Below are 17524 nucleotides of genomic sequence, written 5' to 3'. Positions count from 1 at the left end.
TACGATCGCAGGATGACCGATACGGCGAGGACGGCCCGCGCCGGCGTTCCCGAGCGTCCCACCCTGGACGGGCTCGAGGAGAGCTGGGCACGCCGCTGGCAGGAGGAAGGCACGTACGCGTTCGACCGCTCGAAGACGACCGTTCCGGGTCGCGGCGCGGCGTCAGACGCGCCGAGCCAGAATGGTCGCAGGAGCGACGTGTTCTCGATCGACACCCCGCCGCCGACCGTATCCGGCGAACTGCACATGGGGCACGTGTTCTCGTACACGCACACCGACACCACCGCGCGGTACCAGCGGATGCGCGGCAAGGCGGTCTTCTACCCGATGGGCTGGGACGACAACGGCCTGCCCACCGAACGCCGGGCGCAGAACGTGTACGGGGTGCGCTGTGATCCGGCGCTGCCATACGACCCGGTGTGGCGGCCACCGGCGGCTCCGGTCGACGACGCGGCCCGCCGCGATCCCACCCCGATCTCCCGGCGCAACTTCATCGAGCTGTGCGAACGGCTGACGGTCACCGACGAGCAGGCATTCGAGGCGCTGTGGCGGCGGCTCGGGCTCTCGGTGGACTGGTCCCTGACGTACACGACGATCGGCCGGATGGCCCGGACCACCAGCCAACGGGCATTCGTCCGCAACCTGCGCCGCGGCGAGGCGTACCAGTCGGAGGCGCCGACCCTCTGGGACGTCGGCTTCGCCACCGCGGTCGCCCAGGCGGAGTTGGAGGACCGGGAGCGCCCCGGCGCCTACCACCGGTTGCGCTTCATCGCGGCCGACGGGCGTGAGGTGCTCATCGACACCACCCGGCCCGAGCTGTTACCGGCCTGTGTGGCACTGGTCTGTCACCCCGACGACGAGCGGTACGCCGACCTGGTGAGCGGCACGGTGCGCAGCCCGCTGTTCGACGTCGAGGTGCCGGTGTACGCCCACCCGCTCGCCGAACCCGGCAAGGGCACCGGTGTCGCGATGGTCTGCACGTTCGGTGACCTGACCGACGTGACCTGGTGGCGTGAGCTGGGGCTGGACACCCGGGTGGTGATCGGCCGGGACGGTCGGCTGCTTCCCGAGCCGCCGCACGGGGTGCCCGCGCAGCCGTACGCGGCGCTGGCCGGGCAGACCGTCAACGGCGCCCGCCGGGAGATCGTCGGGATGCTGGCCGACGCCGGTGACCTGATCGGCGAGCCGCGCCCGATCACCCACCCGGTCAAGTTCTACGAACGCGGCGACCGGCCACTGGAGATCGTCTCGACCCGACAGTGGTATCTGCGCAACGGCGGCCGTGACGAGGCGCTGCGCGCCACACTGCTGGGCCGGGGCGAGCAGTTGCACTGGGTGCCAGCGCACATGAAACACCGCTACGACAACTGGGTGGGCGGCCTGAACGGGGACTGGCTGGTCAGCCGCCAACGCTTCTTCGGGGTGCCGGTGCCGGTGTGGTACCGGCTCGACGACACTGGCGAGCCGGACTGGTCCCACCCTCTCACGCCGGACGAGTCCGCGCTGCCGGTCGATCCATCCAGCGATCCGGCGCCCGGGTACGACGAGTCGCAGCGCGGCCAGCCGGGCGGCTTCATCGGCGACCCGGACGTGCTGGACACCTGGGCCACGTCCTCGCTGACCCCGCAGATCGTCGGTGGCTGGGAGACCGACCCGGACCTGTTCGCCCAGGTCTTCCCGATGGACCTCCGCCCGCAGGGGCAGGAGATCATCCGGACCTGGCTCTTCGACAGTGTGGTCCGTTCGCACTTCGAGCACGGGGTGCTGCCCTGGCGGGACACCGTGCTCTCGGGCTGGATCCTCGACCCCGACCACAAGAAGATGGCCAAGTCCAAGGGGAACGTGGTCACCCCGCTGGCCCTGTTGGAGCAGCACGGCTCGGACGCGGTGCGCTACTGGGCGGCCAGCGGCAAGCCCGGCATGGATTTGGCCTTCGACCCGGCTCAGATCAAGGTCGGCCGGCGACTGGCCACCAAACTGCTCAACGCGTCCAAGTTCGCGCTCGGGCTGGGCGCGGCGGACGCGCTGCGCGCCCCGGCGACCACGCCACTGGACCGGGCCATGCTCGCCGAGCTGGCCACCGTGGTCACCGCCGCGAGCACCGCCTTCGACTCGTACGACCACACGGCGGCGTTGCAGGTGACCGAGGCGTTCTTCTGGCGGTTCTGCGACGACTACATCGAGCTGGTCAAGGAGCGCGCGTACGGCACCGGCGCGGCGGCCGACTCCGCACGGGCGGCACTGGCCTCGGCGCTCTCGGTGCAGCTGCGGTTGTTCGCCCCGGTGCTGCCGTACGTGACCGAGGAGGTCTGGTCGTGGTGGCGGTACGGTTCGGTGCACCAGGCGCCGTGGCCCACCACCTACGAGGTGGCCCGGACGATCGAGGGGTCGGGCGAGCCGGCGCTGCTGCGGCTCGCCGGTGACGCGTTGAGCCAGGTGCGACGGGCCAAGTCGGAGCGGAAGCTGTCGATGAAGGCGGAGGTGCCCTTGGCGGAGGCGCTCGGCCCGGCGGCGCTGCTGGAGCAGCTCACGCTGGTCGCCGACGACCTACGGGCGGCGGGCCGGATCGGCAAACTCGACCTGCTCCCGGACCGTACCCCGGAGCTGGTCATCGCCTGCGCCTTCTGACCGGTGCCCGCCGCCGCCCGGTCGGGTGGCGGCGGGTCGGCGGGTCACCAACCGCGCAGGAAGCGCAGCCCGAGCAGGAACGCGATCACGGAGGGCCCCACCAGCAGGGTGATCGCCTGGAGGCGGTACGGCATCCGGTGCCGGGTCAGCTCCCCCGCGTTGCCCAGCACGATGGCCCCGGCCAGCATCAGGAAGGCGCCCCACCAACCGGTCTCCAGGTGGATCAGCTCCACCCGGATCAGTTGCAGGGTCAGGCCGAGCAGCGCCCCGGTCAGCGCGAGCAGGGCCACCGCCCGGTGCAGGCCGCGGGCCAGCGGGTGGGCCGCCCGCCAGCCGTAGGTGCCGGCGACCGCCAGGCAGGGCAGCACCACCATGAGCGGCCAACCCCGCCCCATCACGCCGAACATCAGCAGCGCGCCCACCGCGAAGACCATCGTTCCGACGCAGGCGAGCATGTACCCGGCGAACGCCCGACCACCGCCGCGGGCCAGCAACGGCCCGCCGCTGGCCGCGATCAACGCGGCCGGGATCAGGATGAACACCGCCCACCAGTGGAACTGGCCGCTGCCCTGAGCCGCCGTGGCGACCGTGGCGCAGGCCAGCCCGGCGACGGCCAGGCTGGTCAGCCACGGCCGGCTGCTTCGGGAGTATGGCTCAGCCAACGACGTCCGCTCCGCTTCGACGCTCACGCCCTTCAGCCTGGCCTGACCTGGCCCGACCGGTCCATCCGGCCAGCCCTACCGCCGCGCGGGGGCTGGCCGGAACAGCGGCTGGCATCGCTGTCAGCTCGTCTCGCCAGCCACGCTGAACGAGCGCAGGCGGTCGATGGCGAGCACGGTGAAGCCGACGCTGACCAGCGCGGTCATCACCGACGCCACCGGCACCGACACGCTGGTCTCCAGCAACCCGGTGGGGGCGATCCGGTCGGCGAGGGCGATCACGTACTGCTGGATGGAGAGCACCTTGGTGCCGCTGACGAAGTTGCCCAGCAGCCCCTCCCAGATCAGCACGTAGACCAGGCCGAGCAGCACCGGCCGCCTGGTGACCAGGCTGAGCGCGAGGAACAACGCCGAGTACGCCAGCGCGCCGAGCGCCGCCGCGGCCGCCAGCGCCAGGCCGAGGCGTACCGAGTCGGCGAGCACGCCCGCGACGTAGAGCGGCACCGCCACGGTGACCGCGGTGACCCCGGCGGCCACCGCGAGCTTCGGCAGCACGATCTGCCAGCGCGGCAGCGGCTTGGTCAGGATGTGCACCACCGTGCCGTCGTCGATCTCGGCGCCCAGCACGCCCGTACCGATGATCAGCGCAACCACCGGCAGCACCACGGCCAGCCCGAGGCCGACCAGCACCGGCGGCCCCCACTCGCCCGGGTCCACCCCCAGCGACCGGCAGAGCACGGCCAGCCCGAGCAGCACCAACGGCAACGGAAGCAGCAGCAGGAACCGACGCCGGCCGAACAGCCCGCGCGCGGTGATCCAGGTAATGGTCGACATGTCAGGCCTCCACCAGGTAGGAGAAGACGCTCTCCAGAGACTCGTCGGACGGCACCAGCTGGCGCACCCGGATGCCTTTGTTCAGTGCGATCCGGGGTAGCGCCCGGGTGAACGCGCCGTAGTCGCCGGCCCGCACGGTCAAGCCGGTCGGGTCCAACTCGACCCCACTCACCGACGCCTCGGCGATCAGCGCGACGGCCAACGCACGGTCGTCGGTGGAGCGCACGGCGAAGACGTGCGGACGGTTGGTCATCAACCGGCGGATGGTCCGGAAGTCGCCGGAGGCGGCCAACCGGCCGGCCACCATCACCTGCACCGTCCCGGAGACCTGCTCGACCTCCTCCAGGATGTGCGAGCTGAACAGGATCGTCCGGCCGGCGTCACCCAGGGTGTGCAGCAGCTGCATCATGTGCAGCCGCTGGCGGGGGTCCATGCCGTTGAACGGCTCGTCGAGCAGCAGTACCTGCGGGTCGTGCACCAACGCGGCGGCGACCCGGGCGCGCTGACGCATGCCCTTGGAGTACGTGCCGATCCGGCGGTCCTGCGCCGACTCCAGCTCCACCAGGTCGATCGCCCGTCGGGCCGCGGCCGCCGGGTCGGGCAGCCGGTGCAGCTTCGCGCTGGCCAGCACGAACTCGTACGCGGTGAGGAAACCCTGCACCGCCTCCCGTTCACTGACCAGCCCCAGCCGCCGGTAGACGTCGGGGTTTCGCCAGGTCGGCTCGTCGTCGAGGGTGACAGTGCCGCGCGACGGGGCGAGGAACCCGGCCATCATGTGCAGCAGCGTGGTCTTGCCGGCGCCGTTCGGGCCGAGCAGCCCGGTCACGCCCGGCCCCAGGGCCATGCTGATGTCGTTGACCGCGACCACGTTGCCGTACCACCGGGACACCCCGGCCAGGCTCAGCGTGCTCATCAGGAGGCGACCTTCCGGTAGCGAGCCAGCAGGAGGGCGGTCGCGCCGGCGACCAACAGCACCGCGGCCAGGGCGTAGACCGGGCCGAACCCGCCGATCATCATCTCGCCCGGATCGCCCTCGACCAGCAGGTCACCCAGCGACCAGATGCCCACCCCCTGCACCAGCGTGGAGGGCGAGGCGAGCCCGGCCAGCTCGTTGGCGGCGCGCGACGGCAGGATGCTCAGCACGCCCACGATCGGGGTGGTCATCAGGAAGACAGCGACCACGCCGCCGGCGGCGAAGGCGCGCTTGCCGGTCAGCGACGCGACCAGCAGGCCGATCGAGGCGAAGACCACCGCCCACAGCCCGGCGTAGAGCAGCCCGGGCAGCAGGTCGAGCAGCTCGTTCCACACCCCGCGCATGCCCTGCTTGGTGGTGAACGCGGCGCCCAGGAACATCAACAGCTGCGGCCCGCCGAGCAGCAGCCAGAGCGCGGTGACCAGCGCCAGCAGCTTGGCCACCGCGTAGTCGGAGCGCGGCAGCGGCCGGGAGAAGTACAGCGGCAGCACACCGCTGCGCAGGTCCCGGGAGACCAGCTCCGGAGCGACGACCGCGACGAAGAAGATGACCAGCCAGCTCATCGCGTCGGCGAACTGGGCGTACGTGGCGACCGGCTCGCCGATCTGGCTGCGTACCGCGGCCAGGGCCACCGCGACCAGGGAGACGATGCCGACCACCAGCCAGGGGAAGATCTTGGCCTTGGCGCTGCGCCCGAACCCGAACGCGGTGCGCAGCCCGTGCAGGTAGAGCGCGCCGAAGACCTGTCGGCGACCCAGCCGCGGACCCTCGTAGCGTTGGTAGCCGATGTCGTGGATGACGCCGGTCGGCGTGGAGCGCACGGCGGCGCTGGTCGACTCAGGCATGAGTGAGCTCCCTCGTGGCGAAGAGTTCGGCCACCCGGTGCCGGCGCTGGTCCAGTCGGTGCAGTGGCAGGTCCAGTTCGGCGACCGCACCGAGGATCAGGTCGTAGGTGCCGTCGTCGGCGAGCGGCACGAGGAGCAGTCGCCCGTCCCGGGCGACCGGCAGTTCCAGCTCGGCGAGTCGGGCGGCGAGCTCCTCGGTGCCCTCGCTGACCTCCACGGCGAGCACGTCGGTGGCCGAGGTCATCGCGGAGATGTTGTCGGCGCGCAGCAACCGGCCGCCGTCGATGGCGATCAGCGTGTCGCAGATCCGCTCCACCTCGCCGAGCAGGTGCGAGCAGACCAGCACGGAGATGCCGAACTCGGTGCCGATCCGGTGCACCAGGGCCAGCATGGCGTCTCGGCCGGCCGGGTCCAGGCCGTTGGTCGGCTCGTCCAGCAACAGCAGGTCGGGGTCGTGCACCAGCGCCTGGGCCAGCTTGACGCGCTGCTTCATGCCGGTCGAGTAGCCACCGACCGGGCGATAGCGCTCCTCGTAGAGCCCCACGTGCCGCAGCGCCTCCGAGGCCCGCTCGCGAGCCGCGGTGCGGGGCAGGCCGCTCATCCGGCCGAGGTGGGTGACCAGCTCGGAGGCGGACAGGTCCGGTGGGAGGCAGTCGTGCTCCGGCATGTAGCCGACGCGGTTGCGGACGGCCGCCGGGTCGGCGGTCGGGTCGATGCCGAGCACCGAGACCTGACCGCTGGTTGGTGCGATCAGGCCGAGCAGGATCTTGATCAAAGTGGATTTTCCGGCGCCGTTCGCGCCCACCAGGCCGATGATCCCGGGCTCGACGGCGACGGTGAGGTCGGCCAGCGCGGTGACCCGACCTCCGTACGTCTTGGTGAGCGACTGGGTCGCGATCAGTGTCACGCGCCCAGCGTAGGGAGTCGATGCCCAGCGTGGACACCGGCACGCCCCCGGCGCTCCCCTGATCCTTTCCGAGCCGGACCCCTAAGGTCCCCACCGGGGCCCTCGCGACGTTTCCGCCGGTCCCGCGTTCGAGCCGACCCCGCCTCGGGAAAGACAGATCCGAGGTGACACCATTCACCTCCCGTTCACTAGCCATCGACCGGCCCGGTGATCGACCGACGACGTGGGAGGGATCCTGATAGCCAAGGTGGGCGTCCCCAAGGTGAGCGTCGTGGTGCCGGCGTACAACTGCGGCCCGCACATCGAGAAGCTCGTCGCCTCGCTGCTGCGGCAGTCACTGCCCGCGGACGAGTTCGAAGCGATCTTCGTCGACGACGGCTCGACCGACGACACGGCCGAGCGACTGGACCGGTTGGCCGCTGAGCACCCACACCTCCGGGTGCTGCACATCGAGAACTCCGGCTGGCCGTCTCGTCCGCGCAACCTCGGCATCGAGCAGGCTCGCGGCGAGTACGTGTTCTTCGCCGACGACGACGACTGGTTCGCCAACGAGGCGCTGGAGCGGCTCTACGCCTGCGCGACGGCGAACGACGCCGACATCGTGGTCGGGAAGATGGCCGGGTACGGACGTCCGGTGCCGCGCGAGCTGTTCCGGAAGAACCGCTTCGACGCCACCCTGGGCAACTCCCCCCTGATCGACAGCCTGACCTGCCACAAGCTGTTCCGGCGGTCGTTCCTCAACGAGCACGGTCTACGGTTCCCGGAGGGTGGCAAGCGTCGGCTGGAGGACCACTCGCTGGTCGTCCGGGCCTACTTCCTGTCCCGGCGCACCTCCGTGCTGTCCGACTACACCTGCTACCACCACGTGCAGCGGGGCGACGCGCGTAACGTCACCGCCGGTCAGCTGGACCCGTCGAGCTACTTCGCCAGCGTGCGGGAGGCGCTGGACGTCGTGGACGCCAACACCGAGCCGGGTCCGCTGCGGGACCGGCTACACCGGCGCTGGCTGCGCAACGAGATGCTCAGCCGACTGCGCGGCAAGCGGCTGCTGGACGCCCCCGAGGCATGGCTGGACCAAGTCGCGCTGGAGACCCAGAAGATCATCCAGGACCGCTTCGCCCCTGGCGTCGCCGCCGGGCTGCCGCCCCTGCTCCGAGCCGTGGCGTACCTGGCGGAGCGGGGCCGCGTCGCGGACCTGCGCCGGCTCGCCCGCTGGGAGGCGGGCATCGCCGCGCACGGCACGATCGCCGAACTTCGGCACGCCGACCACGCCGTCACGGTGACCGTCGCCGCCGAGTTGCGCTCCGCCGACCAACCGATCGGCTTCCGCGCCGACGATGGCCGCGACGTGCTGGTGCTGCCGATGGAGGAGATCGCCCCCGAGGTGCTCGACGCCACCGCGCAGGTGCGCAAGGCCCGCCTGGACCTGGTGGCCCGCCACCGGGAGACCGGCGACGAAATCTTTCTTCCGAATACCTTCCAGACCGAGCGGGTCACCGGTACGACCGGAGCGGACACCGTCCACCTGGTGCACCGGGCCACCGCCACGATCGACTTCGCCGCCCTCAACGGCGGCCGGACCCGGGGCAGCTGGCTGCTCAAGGCCCGGATCACCAATGTGGGCTGGACCGAGGACGCGCGACTGCCGCTGGTGTTCATCTGCCGGGCCGACGGCTCGCGACCTCGGATCCGCGACGAGCGGAAGGTGTGGAACCGGGTGCGGTCGGCGGTAGGCCGGCGGATCAAGCGCTGATCCGCCCGCGCGGGTCTTGGAGTGGCGCCCTCGACCGATCGGCGGTCGGCTGCGAAACTGTGTGCCGGTCAGCGAGTGGGGGGTGTGGATGAGCAACGGCTGGGTGCTGCCCGACGAGGTGCTGCGGGACGCACCGGCGTACACGCCGCGTCCCGGTGAGCTCGCGGATCTGGAGCTGCTGCTGACCGGCGCGTACGCCCCTCTGACTGGCTTCATGACCCGCGCCGACCTGGTCTCGGTCAGCCGACGCGGCCGGCTGGCCGACGGCACACCGTGGCAGGTCGCGGTCGTTCTCCAGGTGCCGGCCGCGCTGGCGCAGAGCTTCGATCCGCGTGACCCGGCCCGCCGGGCACTCGTGTTGACCGACGGGGAGGGCGCCCCGGCGGCCGCCCTCGACGTGGCCGACGTCTGGCCGGTGCGCGAGGGCGTGGCGGGCGTGGGCGGTCAGGTCCGGCGACTGGGCGACGGTGGGCACGGTCCGTTCCAGCGACTGCGCCGCAACCCGGAGGAGGTCCGCGCGCTGCTGCCCCCGGGCCGGGTGCTCGGCGTGATCGCCGATCGGCCGCTGCACCGTCCACAGCTCGCCCAGATCGCCCATGCCGCCCGCACCCTGGCCGCTCATCTGCTCGTGATGATCCCGGTCGGTGAGGGTGGCGCCGACGGGCTCCCGCCGGAGGCGCTGGTCCGTACCATCTTCGCCGCCCGGGATCGGATGCCGCCGGCCACCCTGGTCGCGGTGCCGCTGTCGCACCGGCGCGAGGAGATCAGTGACGCGTTGCTGCGCGCCCGGGTCTCCGCCGCGTACGGGGTCACCCACCTGCTCTCCACCGGGGAGATGCTCTCCGGCGCCGGGCTGCGGGTGCTGGTGCCGCGCGAACTCGCCTACGACAACCGGGACGGGCAGTGGCGTTGGCGGGAGGACATCCCACCGCGCAACCGCCGGCTCGCGCTGACCCAGCCGGAGATCGAGGACCTTCTCGACCGGGGCTTCCCGCTACCGGAGTGGCACACCCCGCCCGCCGTGGCGCGGGAGTTGGCCCGGGCTCGGCCGCCGCGTCGGCAGCGGGGGCTGGTGGTCTTCATGACCGGCCTCTCCGGTTCCGGCAAGTCGACCATCGCCCGGGGGCTGGCGGACGCGTTGCGGGAGAGCGGCGACCGCACGGTGACGCTGCTCGACGGGGACGTGGTGCGCCGGGAGCTCTCTGCCGGCTTGAGCTTCAGCAAGGCCGACCGGGATCTCAACGTCCGGCGGATCGGCTGGGTGGCCGCCGAGATCGCCCGGCACCGTGGGGTGAGCGTCTGCTGCCCGATCGCCCCGTACGCGGCGGCCCGCGCCACGGCCCGGGAGATGGCCCTGGCCGCCGGGGCGGGTTTCGTGCTGGTGCACGTGGCCACCCCGTTGGAGGTGTGCGAGCGGCGGGACCGCAAGGGCCTGTACGCGCGGGCGCGGGCCGGCCTGCTCACCGGGATGACCGGTATCGACGACCCGTACGAGGAGCCGACCGACGCCGATCTGGTGCTCGACACCACCGACCTGAGCGTGGCGGACGCGGTGCAGGCCGTGCTGCACCACCTGACCGAGACCGGCTGGGTGGAGCTGAAGATCGCCACCGCCTGAGGCGTCGCCGTACCCGTTCCTTCCACCGCTGACCGCTACGCGCTAGTGTTCATCTTTGTTGGAACACGTTTGACCGCGTGAGGGTACGTGGACGTCCGGGGAGGCACGGCGGATGCTCGCTCAGCAGCGGCAGGCGGCCATCCTGGAGCGGGTCCGCTCGACCGGCGGCGTCCGGGTCAGCGAGCTGGCCACCGAGTTCGGCGTCTCCGACATGACCATCCGGCGTGACCTGGACGCGCTGCACGAGCGCGGCCTGCTGGCCAAGGTGCACGGTGGTGCCACCACAACCGGGCCGAGTTCTACCGACGAGCCGGGCTTCCACGCCAAGTCGGTCCGCCAACTGCCGGAGAAGGCCGCCATCGCCGACTGGGCGGCTCAGCTGGTCCGGCCGGGAGCGGCGGTCGCGCTCTCCGCCGGCACCACCACGGCCGAGCTGGCCCGCCGACTGGTGGACGTGCCCGAGCTGACCGTGGTGACCAACTCGCTGCCGGTGGCCGAGATCATGCACGCCGGCGGCCGCCCGGACCAGACGGTGGTGCTCACCGGTGGCGTACGCACACCGTCGGACGCGCTGGTCGGTCCGCTCGCGGTCGGGGCCGTCCGGTCACTGCACCTGGATCTGCTCTTCCTGGGCGTCCACGGCATCACCGAGCGGGCCGGCTTCACCACCCCGAACCTGATGGAGGCGGAGACCGACCGGGCGCTCGTGGCCGCCGCGGACCAGCTGGTGGTGCTCGCCGACCACACCAAGTGGGGCACGGTGGGCATCTCCTCGATCGTCGAGTTGGCGGCCGCCCACGTACTGGTCAGCGACGACCGGTTGCCTGCACCCGCACGACGGGTACTCGGCGAACAGGTGGGCGAGCTGATCATGGTTAAGGCAACAGGGGGCGGGCCGCGTGACGCGCACGCCGACAACTGAGGGGACGGCGCCGTGAAGCGCACCGCGATCGACCTGGCCGACGGCCGGGAGCTGATCTACTTCGACGAGCGCGACGACGCGGTCCGCGACCAGCCGGACCGCCGGGACCTGCCGCCGCCTCCCCCGGCGTCGCAGCTGCGCTACGACCCGCTGACCGACGAGTGGGTGGCGGTCGCCGTGCACCGGCAGACCCGCACCTTCCTGCCGCCGGCGAACGAGTGCCCCCTCGACCCGTCCGAGGGCGACCGGCTGACCGAGATCCCCGCACCCGACTACGACGTGGTGGTCTTCGAGAACCGGTTCCCGTCGCTGAGCGGTCGGGTGGCCGACGAGCCCGGCGAGATCACCCCGTTCACACCGGTCCGGCCGGGCCTCGGCCGGTGCGAGGTGGTCTGCTTCACGTCCGACCACAACGCCTCCTTCGCCAGCCTGCCGCCGCGACGGGTCCGCACCGTGCTGGACGCGCTCGCGGACCGCACCGAGGTGCTCGGCGCGCTGCCCGGGGTCGAGCAGATCTTCTGCTTCGAGAACCGGGGCGTCGAGATCGGTGTCACGCTGCACCACCCGCACGGGCAGATCTACGCGTACCCCTTCGTGACGCCGCGCACCCGCGCGCTGCTGGCCGCGGCACGCCGGCACGCCGAGCGGACCGGCGGGGGCAACCTGTACGCGGACGTGCTGGCCGCCGAGCGCGCCACCGGTGACCGGGTGGTGGTTGAGAACGAACACTGGACGGCGTTCGTCCCGGCGGCCGCGCGCTGGCCGTTCGAGGTACACGTCGCGCCGCGCCGCGTGGTGCCGGACATCCCGGCGCTCAGCGACAGCGAGCGGGACGCCTTCGGGCCGCTCTACCTGGATCTGCTTCGCCGCTTCGACGGCCTGTTCGACATGCCGATGCCGTACATCTCGGCCTGGCACCAGGCGCCCGTACGGATCGACCGCGAGCTGGGCCACCTGCACCTTCAGCTATTCAGCATCCGGCGGGCCAAGGACAAGCTGAAGTACCTGGCGGGCTCCGAATCCGGGATGGGCGTCTTCATCAACGACATCGCTCCGGAACGCGCCGCCGACCTGCTGCGCGCCGCCTGAGCAGCACCGCTGCCGGCCGGGTGCGGAGCCCGAGCTTGGCGCGGCGCGGCATGAGCAGCGCAAGAGAGTGACGGGCGGCGGGCCTGAGCTTGGCGCGGCGCGGCGCGGCGCGGCGCGGCGCGGCCTGAGTTTGGCGGGAAACAGGGCGCGGGGGGCCCGGGACAGGGCCCCCCGCAGGGAAGGGACGGCTGGCTGTGCACGGCACAGCCGGGAAGGCTGGCTGATCGGCGCACGGGTGCCGCGGGTCGACCGTGGTCAACCTTCCTGGACTCGACTGGCATCTCGTCCATCCTGGTCAACGAGGCGCGCCGGCCGCAGTGACGCCGACCGGCGTGGCGACGCCGGACACGCCGAAGCCCGCCGGCGGGGTGCCGGCGGGCTCCGATGACGCGGTACGCCTGATCAGGCGGCGATCTTGCGGGCCAGGTTCTCGTCGAGCGCGTTCATGAACTCATCGGTGGTCAGCCACGGGGCGTCGCGCGAGATGAGCAGCGCGAGGTCCTTGGTCATCTGGCCACCCTCGACGGTGTCGACGATGACCTGCTCCAGGGTGTTGGCGAACTCGGTGACCGCCGGGGTGCCGTCCAGCTTGCCCCGGTGGGCCAGGCCCCGGGTCCAGGCGTAGATCGACGCGATCGGGTTGGTCGAGGTCTTCTCGCCCTTCTGGTACTGCCGGTAGTGCCGGGTGACAGTGCCGTGCGCGGCCTCGGCCTCGACGGTCCGGCCGTCCGGGGAGAGCAGGACCGACGTCATCAGGCCCAGCGACCCGAAGCCCTGCGCGACGGTGTCGGACTGCACGTCACCGTCGTAGTTCTTGCAGGCCCAGACGTAGCCGCCCTCCCACTTGAGCGCGGCGGCGACCATGTCGTCGATGAGCCGGTGCTCGTAGGTGATGCCGGCGGCGTCGAACTCGGCCTTGAACTCGGCCTCGAACACCTCGGCGAAGATGTCCTTGAACCGGCCGTCGTACGCCTTGAGGATGGTGTTCTTGGTGGACAGGTAAACCGGGTAGTTACGGTCCAGTCCGTACCGGAACGACGCCCGGGCGAAGTCCCGGATCGACTCGTCGTAGTTGTACATGCCCATGGCGATGCCGCCGCCGGGGAAGTTGGCGACCTCCATCTCCATCGGCGCGCCGCCGTCGGCCGGGGTGTAGGTGATGGTCACCGTGCCCGGGCCGGGGACGACGAAGTCGGTGGCCTTGTACTGGTCACCGTGGGCGTGCCGGCCGATGATGATCGGCTTGGTCCAGCCGGGGACCAGCCGCGGCACGTTGGACATGATGATCGGCTCACGGAAGACGACGCCGCCGAGGATGTTGCGGATGGTGCCGTTGGGCGACCGCCACATCTTCTTCAGGCCGAACTCCTCGACCCGGGCCTCGTCCGGGGTGATGGTCGCGCACTTGACGCCGACGCCGTGCTCCTTGATGGCGTTGGCGGCGTCGATCGTGACCTGGTCGTCGGTCTCGTCGCGGTGCTGGATCGACAGGTCGTAGTAGTGCAGGTCGACGTCGAGGTAGGGCAGGATCAGCTGCTCCCGGATCTGCTTCCAGATGATCCGGGTCATCTCGTCGCCGTCGAGTTCTACGACCGGGTTGTTTACCTTGATCTTCGCCATCGGCCGGCGCTCCTCTCGGGGGACACGTGCTCAAGCAGTACGAGCGTACTGCAATTGGGCCGGCAACCCCCAGCCGGCCTCGACCGGCCGGCGGAACCGGGCTGCGCGGAACAGGAATGCCCTGGAATCATCGTCCGATGCCACTGAACCGCACCCTCGGGTCTATCACGGTCACCGCACTCACCGATGGTGAGGGTGCCTTCTTCCAGCCCCGCGCCGAGGCGTTTCCGCAGGCCACGGCGGCACAGTGGGCGGAGGCCGACCGGCGCGACCCTGGCTCGGTGACCGCCGACGGGCAGTGGTGGCTGCCGTTCCGCAGCTTCGCGATCCGCACCGGCGACGGGCCGGTCACCCTGGTCGACGCCGGAATCGGCCCGGCCGACGCACCCGCCGCGAGCTGGGCGCCCGTGCCCGGCCGGTTGCCCGCCGAGCTGGCCGCCGCGGGCATCGACCCGGCCGACGTCGACACGGTCGTGCTGACCCACCTGCACAGCGACCACATCGGCTGGGCCGTCACCGGCACGCCCGGGCGGCCGTACTTCCCGAACGCGAGCTACCTGATCCAGCGCGCCGAACTCGACGCGGCGGAGACGCTCAACCCCGGGCTGCCGGCCGGCCTCATCGCGCCGTTGCGCGCCGCCGGCCAGCTCCGGGTGGTCGACGGCGAGAGCGCCCTCACCCCAGCGGTACGTCTGCTGCCCACCCCCGGCCACACTCCCGGTCACCAGTCGGTGCTCCTGACCTCGGCCGACGAACGGATGCTGCTCACCGGCGACCTGCTGGTGCACATGGTGCAGCTCGTCGACCCCGACCTCGCGTACGCCCACGAGGAGGACCCGGAACTAGCCCGCACCTCCCGGCTGACCGCCCTGCACACCCACTCCCCCACCATCCTGGCCACCCCCCACCTGGGCACCCCCTTCACTCCCCATCCGCCCGCGTAGATCACCCGTGTGGAACGGTCAAGATCGCGCTCGATCCTGGATATAGGGGCATCGAGCGCGGAGGTGGCCACTACAACCATGGTCGAGCACGATCTCGACCCAAGATCCGCTCAATTTTGGCGAAACACTGCCTGCGGAGCCCCAGAGGCAGCAACATCCCCGAAATTGCGCCCATCCCAACCCGCCCACCCACCCCTCCTGGTTGATCAAGAGGTTTGCGTCATCACAACCGCGATTCGTGACGCAAACCTCTTGATCAACCGACTGGGAGGCCGGCGGGGCGGCCCGGGCAGCACGGCGGGGGCGGCAGGCTCGGGGGTATGGCGGGGCTCGGGTCTGGACGGCGAAGGGCGCGCCGGCCTTTGCCGGCGCGCCCTTCGTTGGTGTGGTGGTTCGGGGGAACTACATGCTGGAGATGTCGCCCTGCTTGGCGCGGACGGCCTCGGCAGCCTCCAGCAGGCTGGCGCGCTCGTCGGCGTCCAGGTCGGTCTCGACGACCCGCTTGACGCCCTCGGCGCCAATCTCGGCCTCGACACCCAGGTAGACACCGGAGATGCCGTACTCGCCGTCGACCCAGGCGCAGACCGGCATGACCTCGCCGGAGTCCTCCGCGACGGCCTTCGCCATCCGGGCCGCGGCAGCGGACGGGGCGTAGTAGGCCGAACCGGTCTTGAGCAGCGCGACCACCTCGGCGCCACCGTTGCGGGTCTTGACGACCAGCTCCTCGATCTGCTCGGCCGGCATCGCGTCACGCAGCGGCTTGCCGTTCACGGTGCTCTTCGACGGCACCGGGACCATGGTGTCGCCGTGCGAGCCGAGGGTCAGCGTGCGTACCGAGGCCACCGGCACGTTCAGCGCCTCGGCGACGAAGTTGCTGAACCGGGCGGTGTCGAGCATGCCGGCCTGGCCGAGCACCCGGTTCTTCGGGAACTGGGTGGCGAGCTGGGCCAGCGCGGTCATCTCGTCCAGCGGGTTGGAGACCACGATGACGACGGCGTTCGGGGCGTACTTGGCGACGTTCTCGGCGACCTGACGAACGATCTTGGCGTTGGTCTCCAGCAGGTCCATCCGGCTCATGCCGGGCTTCCGCGGCAGACCAGCGGTGATCACGACGACGTCGGAGCCCTCGATGCTCTCGTAGCCCTCACCGTTGGGGCCGGTCGTCACGCCGACCACCTTGGTCTCGAAGCCCTCGATGGCCCGGGACTGGTTGAGGTCGAGCGCGAGGCCCGCGGGCTTGCCCTCCACGATGTCGGTGATCACTACGGTGTCGAAGACGTCGTACTCGGCCAGGCGCTGTGCGGTGGTGGAGCCGTAGAAGCCAGCCCCGACGACAGTGACCTTCTTACCCATGGTCGTCCCACTCCCTGATACCAGTCGGTTTTCCGGACCGTATCAGTCATCCTGGCACCGATCGGGCCAGGGGCGGCGGCCATCGCCGGGATGGGGCGAACGTCACCGCCGTCCTGGTTCGGCGCTCCCGACGTGCGGGTCAGCCGCGCTCGGCGCGCTCCACGACATTGGTGAGCAGCATGGCCCGGGTCATCGGGCCCACGCCGCCGGGCATGGGGACCAGCGCGCCGGCCGTCTCGGCCACCTCCGGGTCCACGTCGCCGGTGTAGCGGCCCTTGCCGTCCGCCCCGATCACCCGGGTGATGCCGACGTCCACCACCACCGCGCCTGGCTTGATCATGTCGGCGGTGAGCAGACCGGGTACGCCGGCCGCGACGATGACGATGTCGGCGGCACGGGTGTGCGAGGCGATGTCCAGGGTGCCGGTGTGGCAGAGGGTGACCGTGGCGTTCTCGCTCCGCCTGGTGAGCAGCAGGCCGAGTGGTCGGCCGACGGTGTTACCCCGACCGACGACCGCGACGGTGGCGCCGCGCAGCGCAACGTCGTGCCGGCGGAGCAGCTCGACGATGCCGCGCGGGGTGCACGGCAGCGGACCGTCGTAGCCGAGCACGAGCCGGCCCAGGTTGACCGGGTGCAGGCCGTCGGCGTCCTTGTCCGGGTCGATCAACTCCAGCACCCGCTGGGTGTCCAGGTGGGCCGGCAGCGGCAGCTGGACGATGTAGCCGTGGCACGCCGGGTCGGCGTTCAACTCGGCCAACACGTCGTCGACCTGCTGCTGGGTGGCGTCGGCCGGCAGTTCGCGGCGGATCGAGGCGATGCCCACCTCGGCGCAGTCGCGGTGCTTGCCGTTGACGTACGCCTGGCTGCCCGGGTCCGCCCCGACCAGCACCGTGCCGAGTCCGGGGATGATGCCGCGTTCCGCGAGTGCCTTCACCCGGATGCGCAGCTCGTCCTTGATTTCCGCTGCGGTTGCCTTGCCGTCCAGAAGCGTCGCCGTCACGACCAGATCGTCTCACGACCACCACCCGCGGTTCAGACGACCTCGCTCGGGCCGTCCGCCGCCACCGCAGTGCGCCGGCCACCGGATAGCCGGGCGGCGCTGGGCGGGCCGCCGCCGCATTGACGGTGTGTGACGTGTCGCTAGTCACTCTCAGTCACTGTTTGTGGGTTCGATTACGGTCGAACCAGGCAGATTGGGCCGGGGCCACGGAGAGCGGACGTTCGCCCCAGCAGCGGTCGACCCGACCCAGACGCGGTCAACCAACTCGCCAACGAATCGGAAATCCGCAGGCCATCGCCAATAAACCCGGTTTCGGTTAGCAGATCTGCTCGCCCCCGACAAGGGAGGCAGCCCCGGACCGTTACCCACCCGCAACCGT

At 71.2% G+C, this 17524-nt stretch carries 14 protein-coding genes; 6 read left to right on the top strand and 8 right to left on the bottom strand.

Features of this window, described 5'->3' with window-relative positions; translation table 11 throughout:
* Window positions 1–12 precede the first annotated feature (12 nt).
* Window positions 13–2628 carry a valine--tRNA ligase gene (gene valS, locus AC5L30_RS19730; protein ID WP_494868984.1) on the top strand — a complete coding sequence of 872 codons (2616 nt, stop codon included), beginning with the start codon at window positions 13–15 and terminating at the stop codon, window positions 2626–2628.
* A 44-nt stretch (window positions 2629–2672) separates the two neighbouring features.
* Here valS and AC5L30_RS19725 read toward each other — a convergent pair whose 3' ends face one another.
* From AC5L30_RS19725 to AC5L30_RS19705, 5 genes are all read right to left on the bottom strand, one after another.
* Complete coding sequence (locus tag AC5L30_RS19725; protein ID WP_124822273.1) at window positions 2673–3317, bottom strand: hypothetical protein; 645 nt, start codon at window positions 3315–3317, stop codon at window positions 2673–2675.
* 93 nt (window positions 3318–3410) lie between these two features.
* The gene (locus AC5L30_RS19720) at window positions 3411–4121 is read right to left on the bottom strand and encodes an ABC transporter permease subunit (protein WP_494868983.1); all 711 of its coding nucleotides are present in this window, start codon (window positions 4119–4121) and stop codon (window positions 3411–3413) included.
* Between the two features lies 1 nt (window position 4122).
* On the bottom strand, window positions 4123–5034 hold the full coding sequence (locus AC5L30_RS19715; protein ID WP_494868981.1) for an ABC transporter ATP-binding protein: 912 nt from the start codon (window positions 5032–5034) through the stop codon (window positions 4123–4125).
* The gene (locus AC5L30_RS19710; protein WP_494868980.1) at window positions 5034–5939 is read right to left on the bottom strand and encodes an ABC transporter permease; all 906 of its coding nucleotides are present in this window, start codon (window positions 5937–5939) and stop codon (window positions 5034–5036) included. The genes AC5L30_RS19715 and AC5L30_RS19710 overlap by 1 nt, the downstream gene beginning before the upstream one ends.
* Complete coding sequence (locus AC5L30_RS19705) at window positions 5932–6846, bottom strand: ABC transporter ATP-binding protein (protein ID WP_494868979.1); 915 nt, start codon at window positions 6844–6846, stop codon at window positions 5932–5934. The genes AC5L30_RS19710 and AC5L30_RS19705 overlap by 8 nt, the downstream gene beginning before the upstream one ends.
* Before the next feature lie 262 nt (window positions 6847–7108).
* On the opposite strand from AC5L30_RS19705, the gene AC5L30_RS19700 reads away from it, so the two are divergent.
* The 4 genes from AC5L30_RS19700 (at window position 7109) to galT (ending at window position 12228) form a co-directional block, all read left to right on the top strand.
* The gene (locus tag AC5L30_RS19700) at window positions 7109–8599 is read left to right on the top strand and encodes a glycosyltransferase family 2 protein (RefSeq protein ID WP_494868978.1); all 1491 of its coding nucleotides are present in this window, start codon (window positions 7109–7111) and stop codon (window positions 8597–8599) included.
* Between the two features lie 88 nt (window positions 8600–8687).
* Complete coding sequence (gene cysC, locus AC5L30_RS19695; RefSeq protein ID WP_494868977.1) at window positions 8688–10217, top strand: adenylyl-sulfate kinase; 1530 nt, start codon at window positions 8688–8690, stop codon at window positions 10215–10217.
* A gap of 112 nt (window positions 10218–10329) precedes the next feature.
* On the top strand, window positions 10330–11139 hold the full coding sequence (locus AC5L30_RS19690) for a DeoR/GlpR family DNA-binding transcription regulator (RefSeq protein ID WP_494868976.1): 810 nt from the start codon (window positions 10330–10332) through the stop codon (window positions 11137–11139).
* A 12-nt stretch (window positions 11140–11151) separates the two neighbouring features.
* Window positions 11152–12228, top strand: coding sequence for a galactose-1-phosphate uridylyltransferase (gene galT / locus AC5L30_RS19685; RefSeq protein WP_494868974.1), 1077 nt, complete (start codon window positions 11152–11154; stop codon window positions 12226–12228).
* A 402-nt stretch (window positions 12229–12630) separates the two neighbouring features.
* Here galT and AC5L30_RS19680 read toward each other — a convergent pair whose 3' ends face one another.
* Window positions 12631–13848 (bottom strand): NADP-dependent isocitrate dehydrogenase, encoded by a 1218-nt coding sequence (locus AC5L30_RS19680; protein ID WP_350858005.1) that lies wholly within the window; start codon window positions 13846–13848, stop codon window positions 12631–12633.
* 137 nt (window positions 13849–13985) lie between these two features.
* Here AC5L30_RS19680 and AC5L30_RS19675 point away from each other — a divergent pair, with 137 nt between their 5' ends.
* Window positions 13986–14792, top strand: a complete 807-nt coding sequence (locus AC5L30_RS19675) for an MBL fold metallo-hydrolase (RefSeq protein ID WP_494868973.1) — start codon at window positions 13986–13988, stop codon at window positions 14790–14792.
* Between the two features lie 402 nt (window positions 14793–15194).
* Here the strand turns inward: AC5L30_RS19675 and AC5L30_RS19670 are convergent, their stop codons facing one another.
* A complete protein-coding gene (locus AC5L30_RS19670; protein ID WP_112583765.1) occupies window positions 15195–16145 on the bottom strand; it encodes a malate dehydrogenase in 951 nt (316 codons plus the stop codon).
* Window positions 16146–16284: 139 nt separating this feature from the next.
* A complete protein-coding gene (locus AC5L30_RS19665; RefSeq protein WP_494868972.1) occupies window positions 16285–17145 on the bottom strand; it encodes a bifunctional methylenetetrahydrofolate dehydrogenase/methenyltetrahydrofolate cyclohydrolase in 861 nt (286 codons plus the stop codon).
* Window positions 17146–17524 lie beyond the last annotated feature (379 nt).

It is taken from the genome of Micromonospora sp. BQ32, from assembly GCF_059358895.1.
Note: the sequence above shows the minus strand (reverse complement) of the source record. Positions and strands in the feature narration are given on the sequence as shown.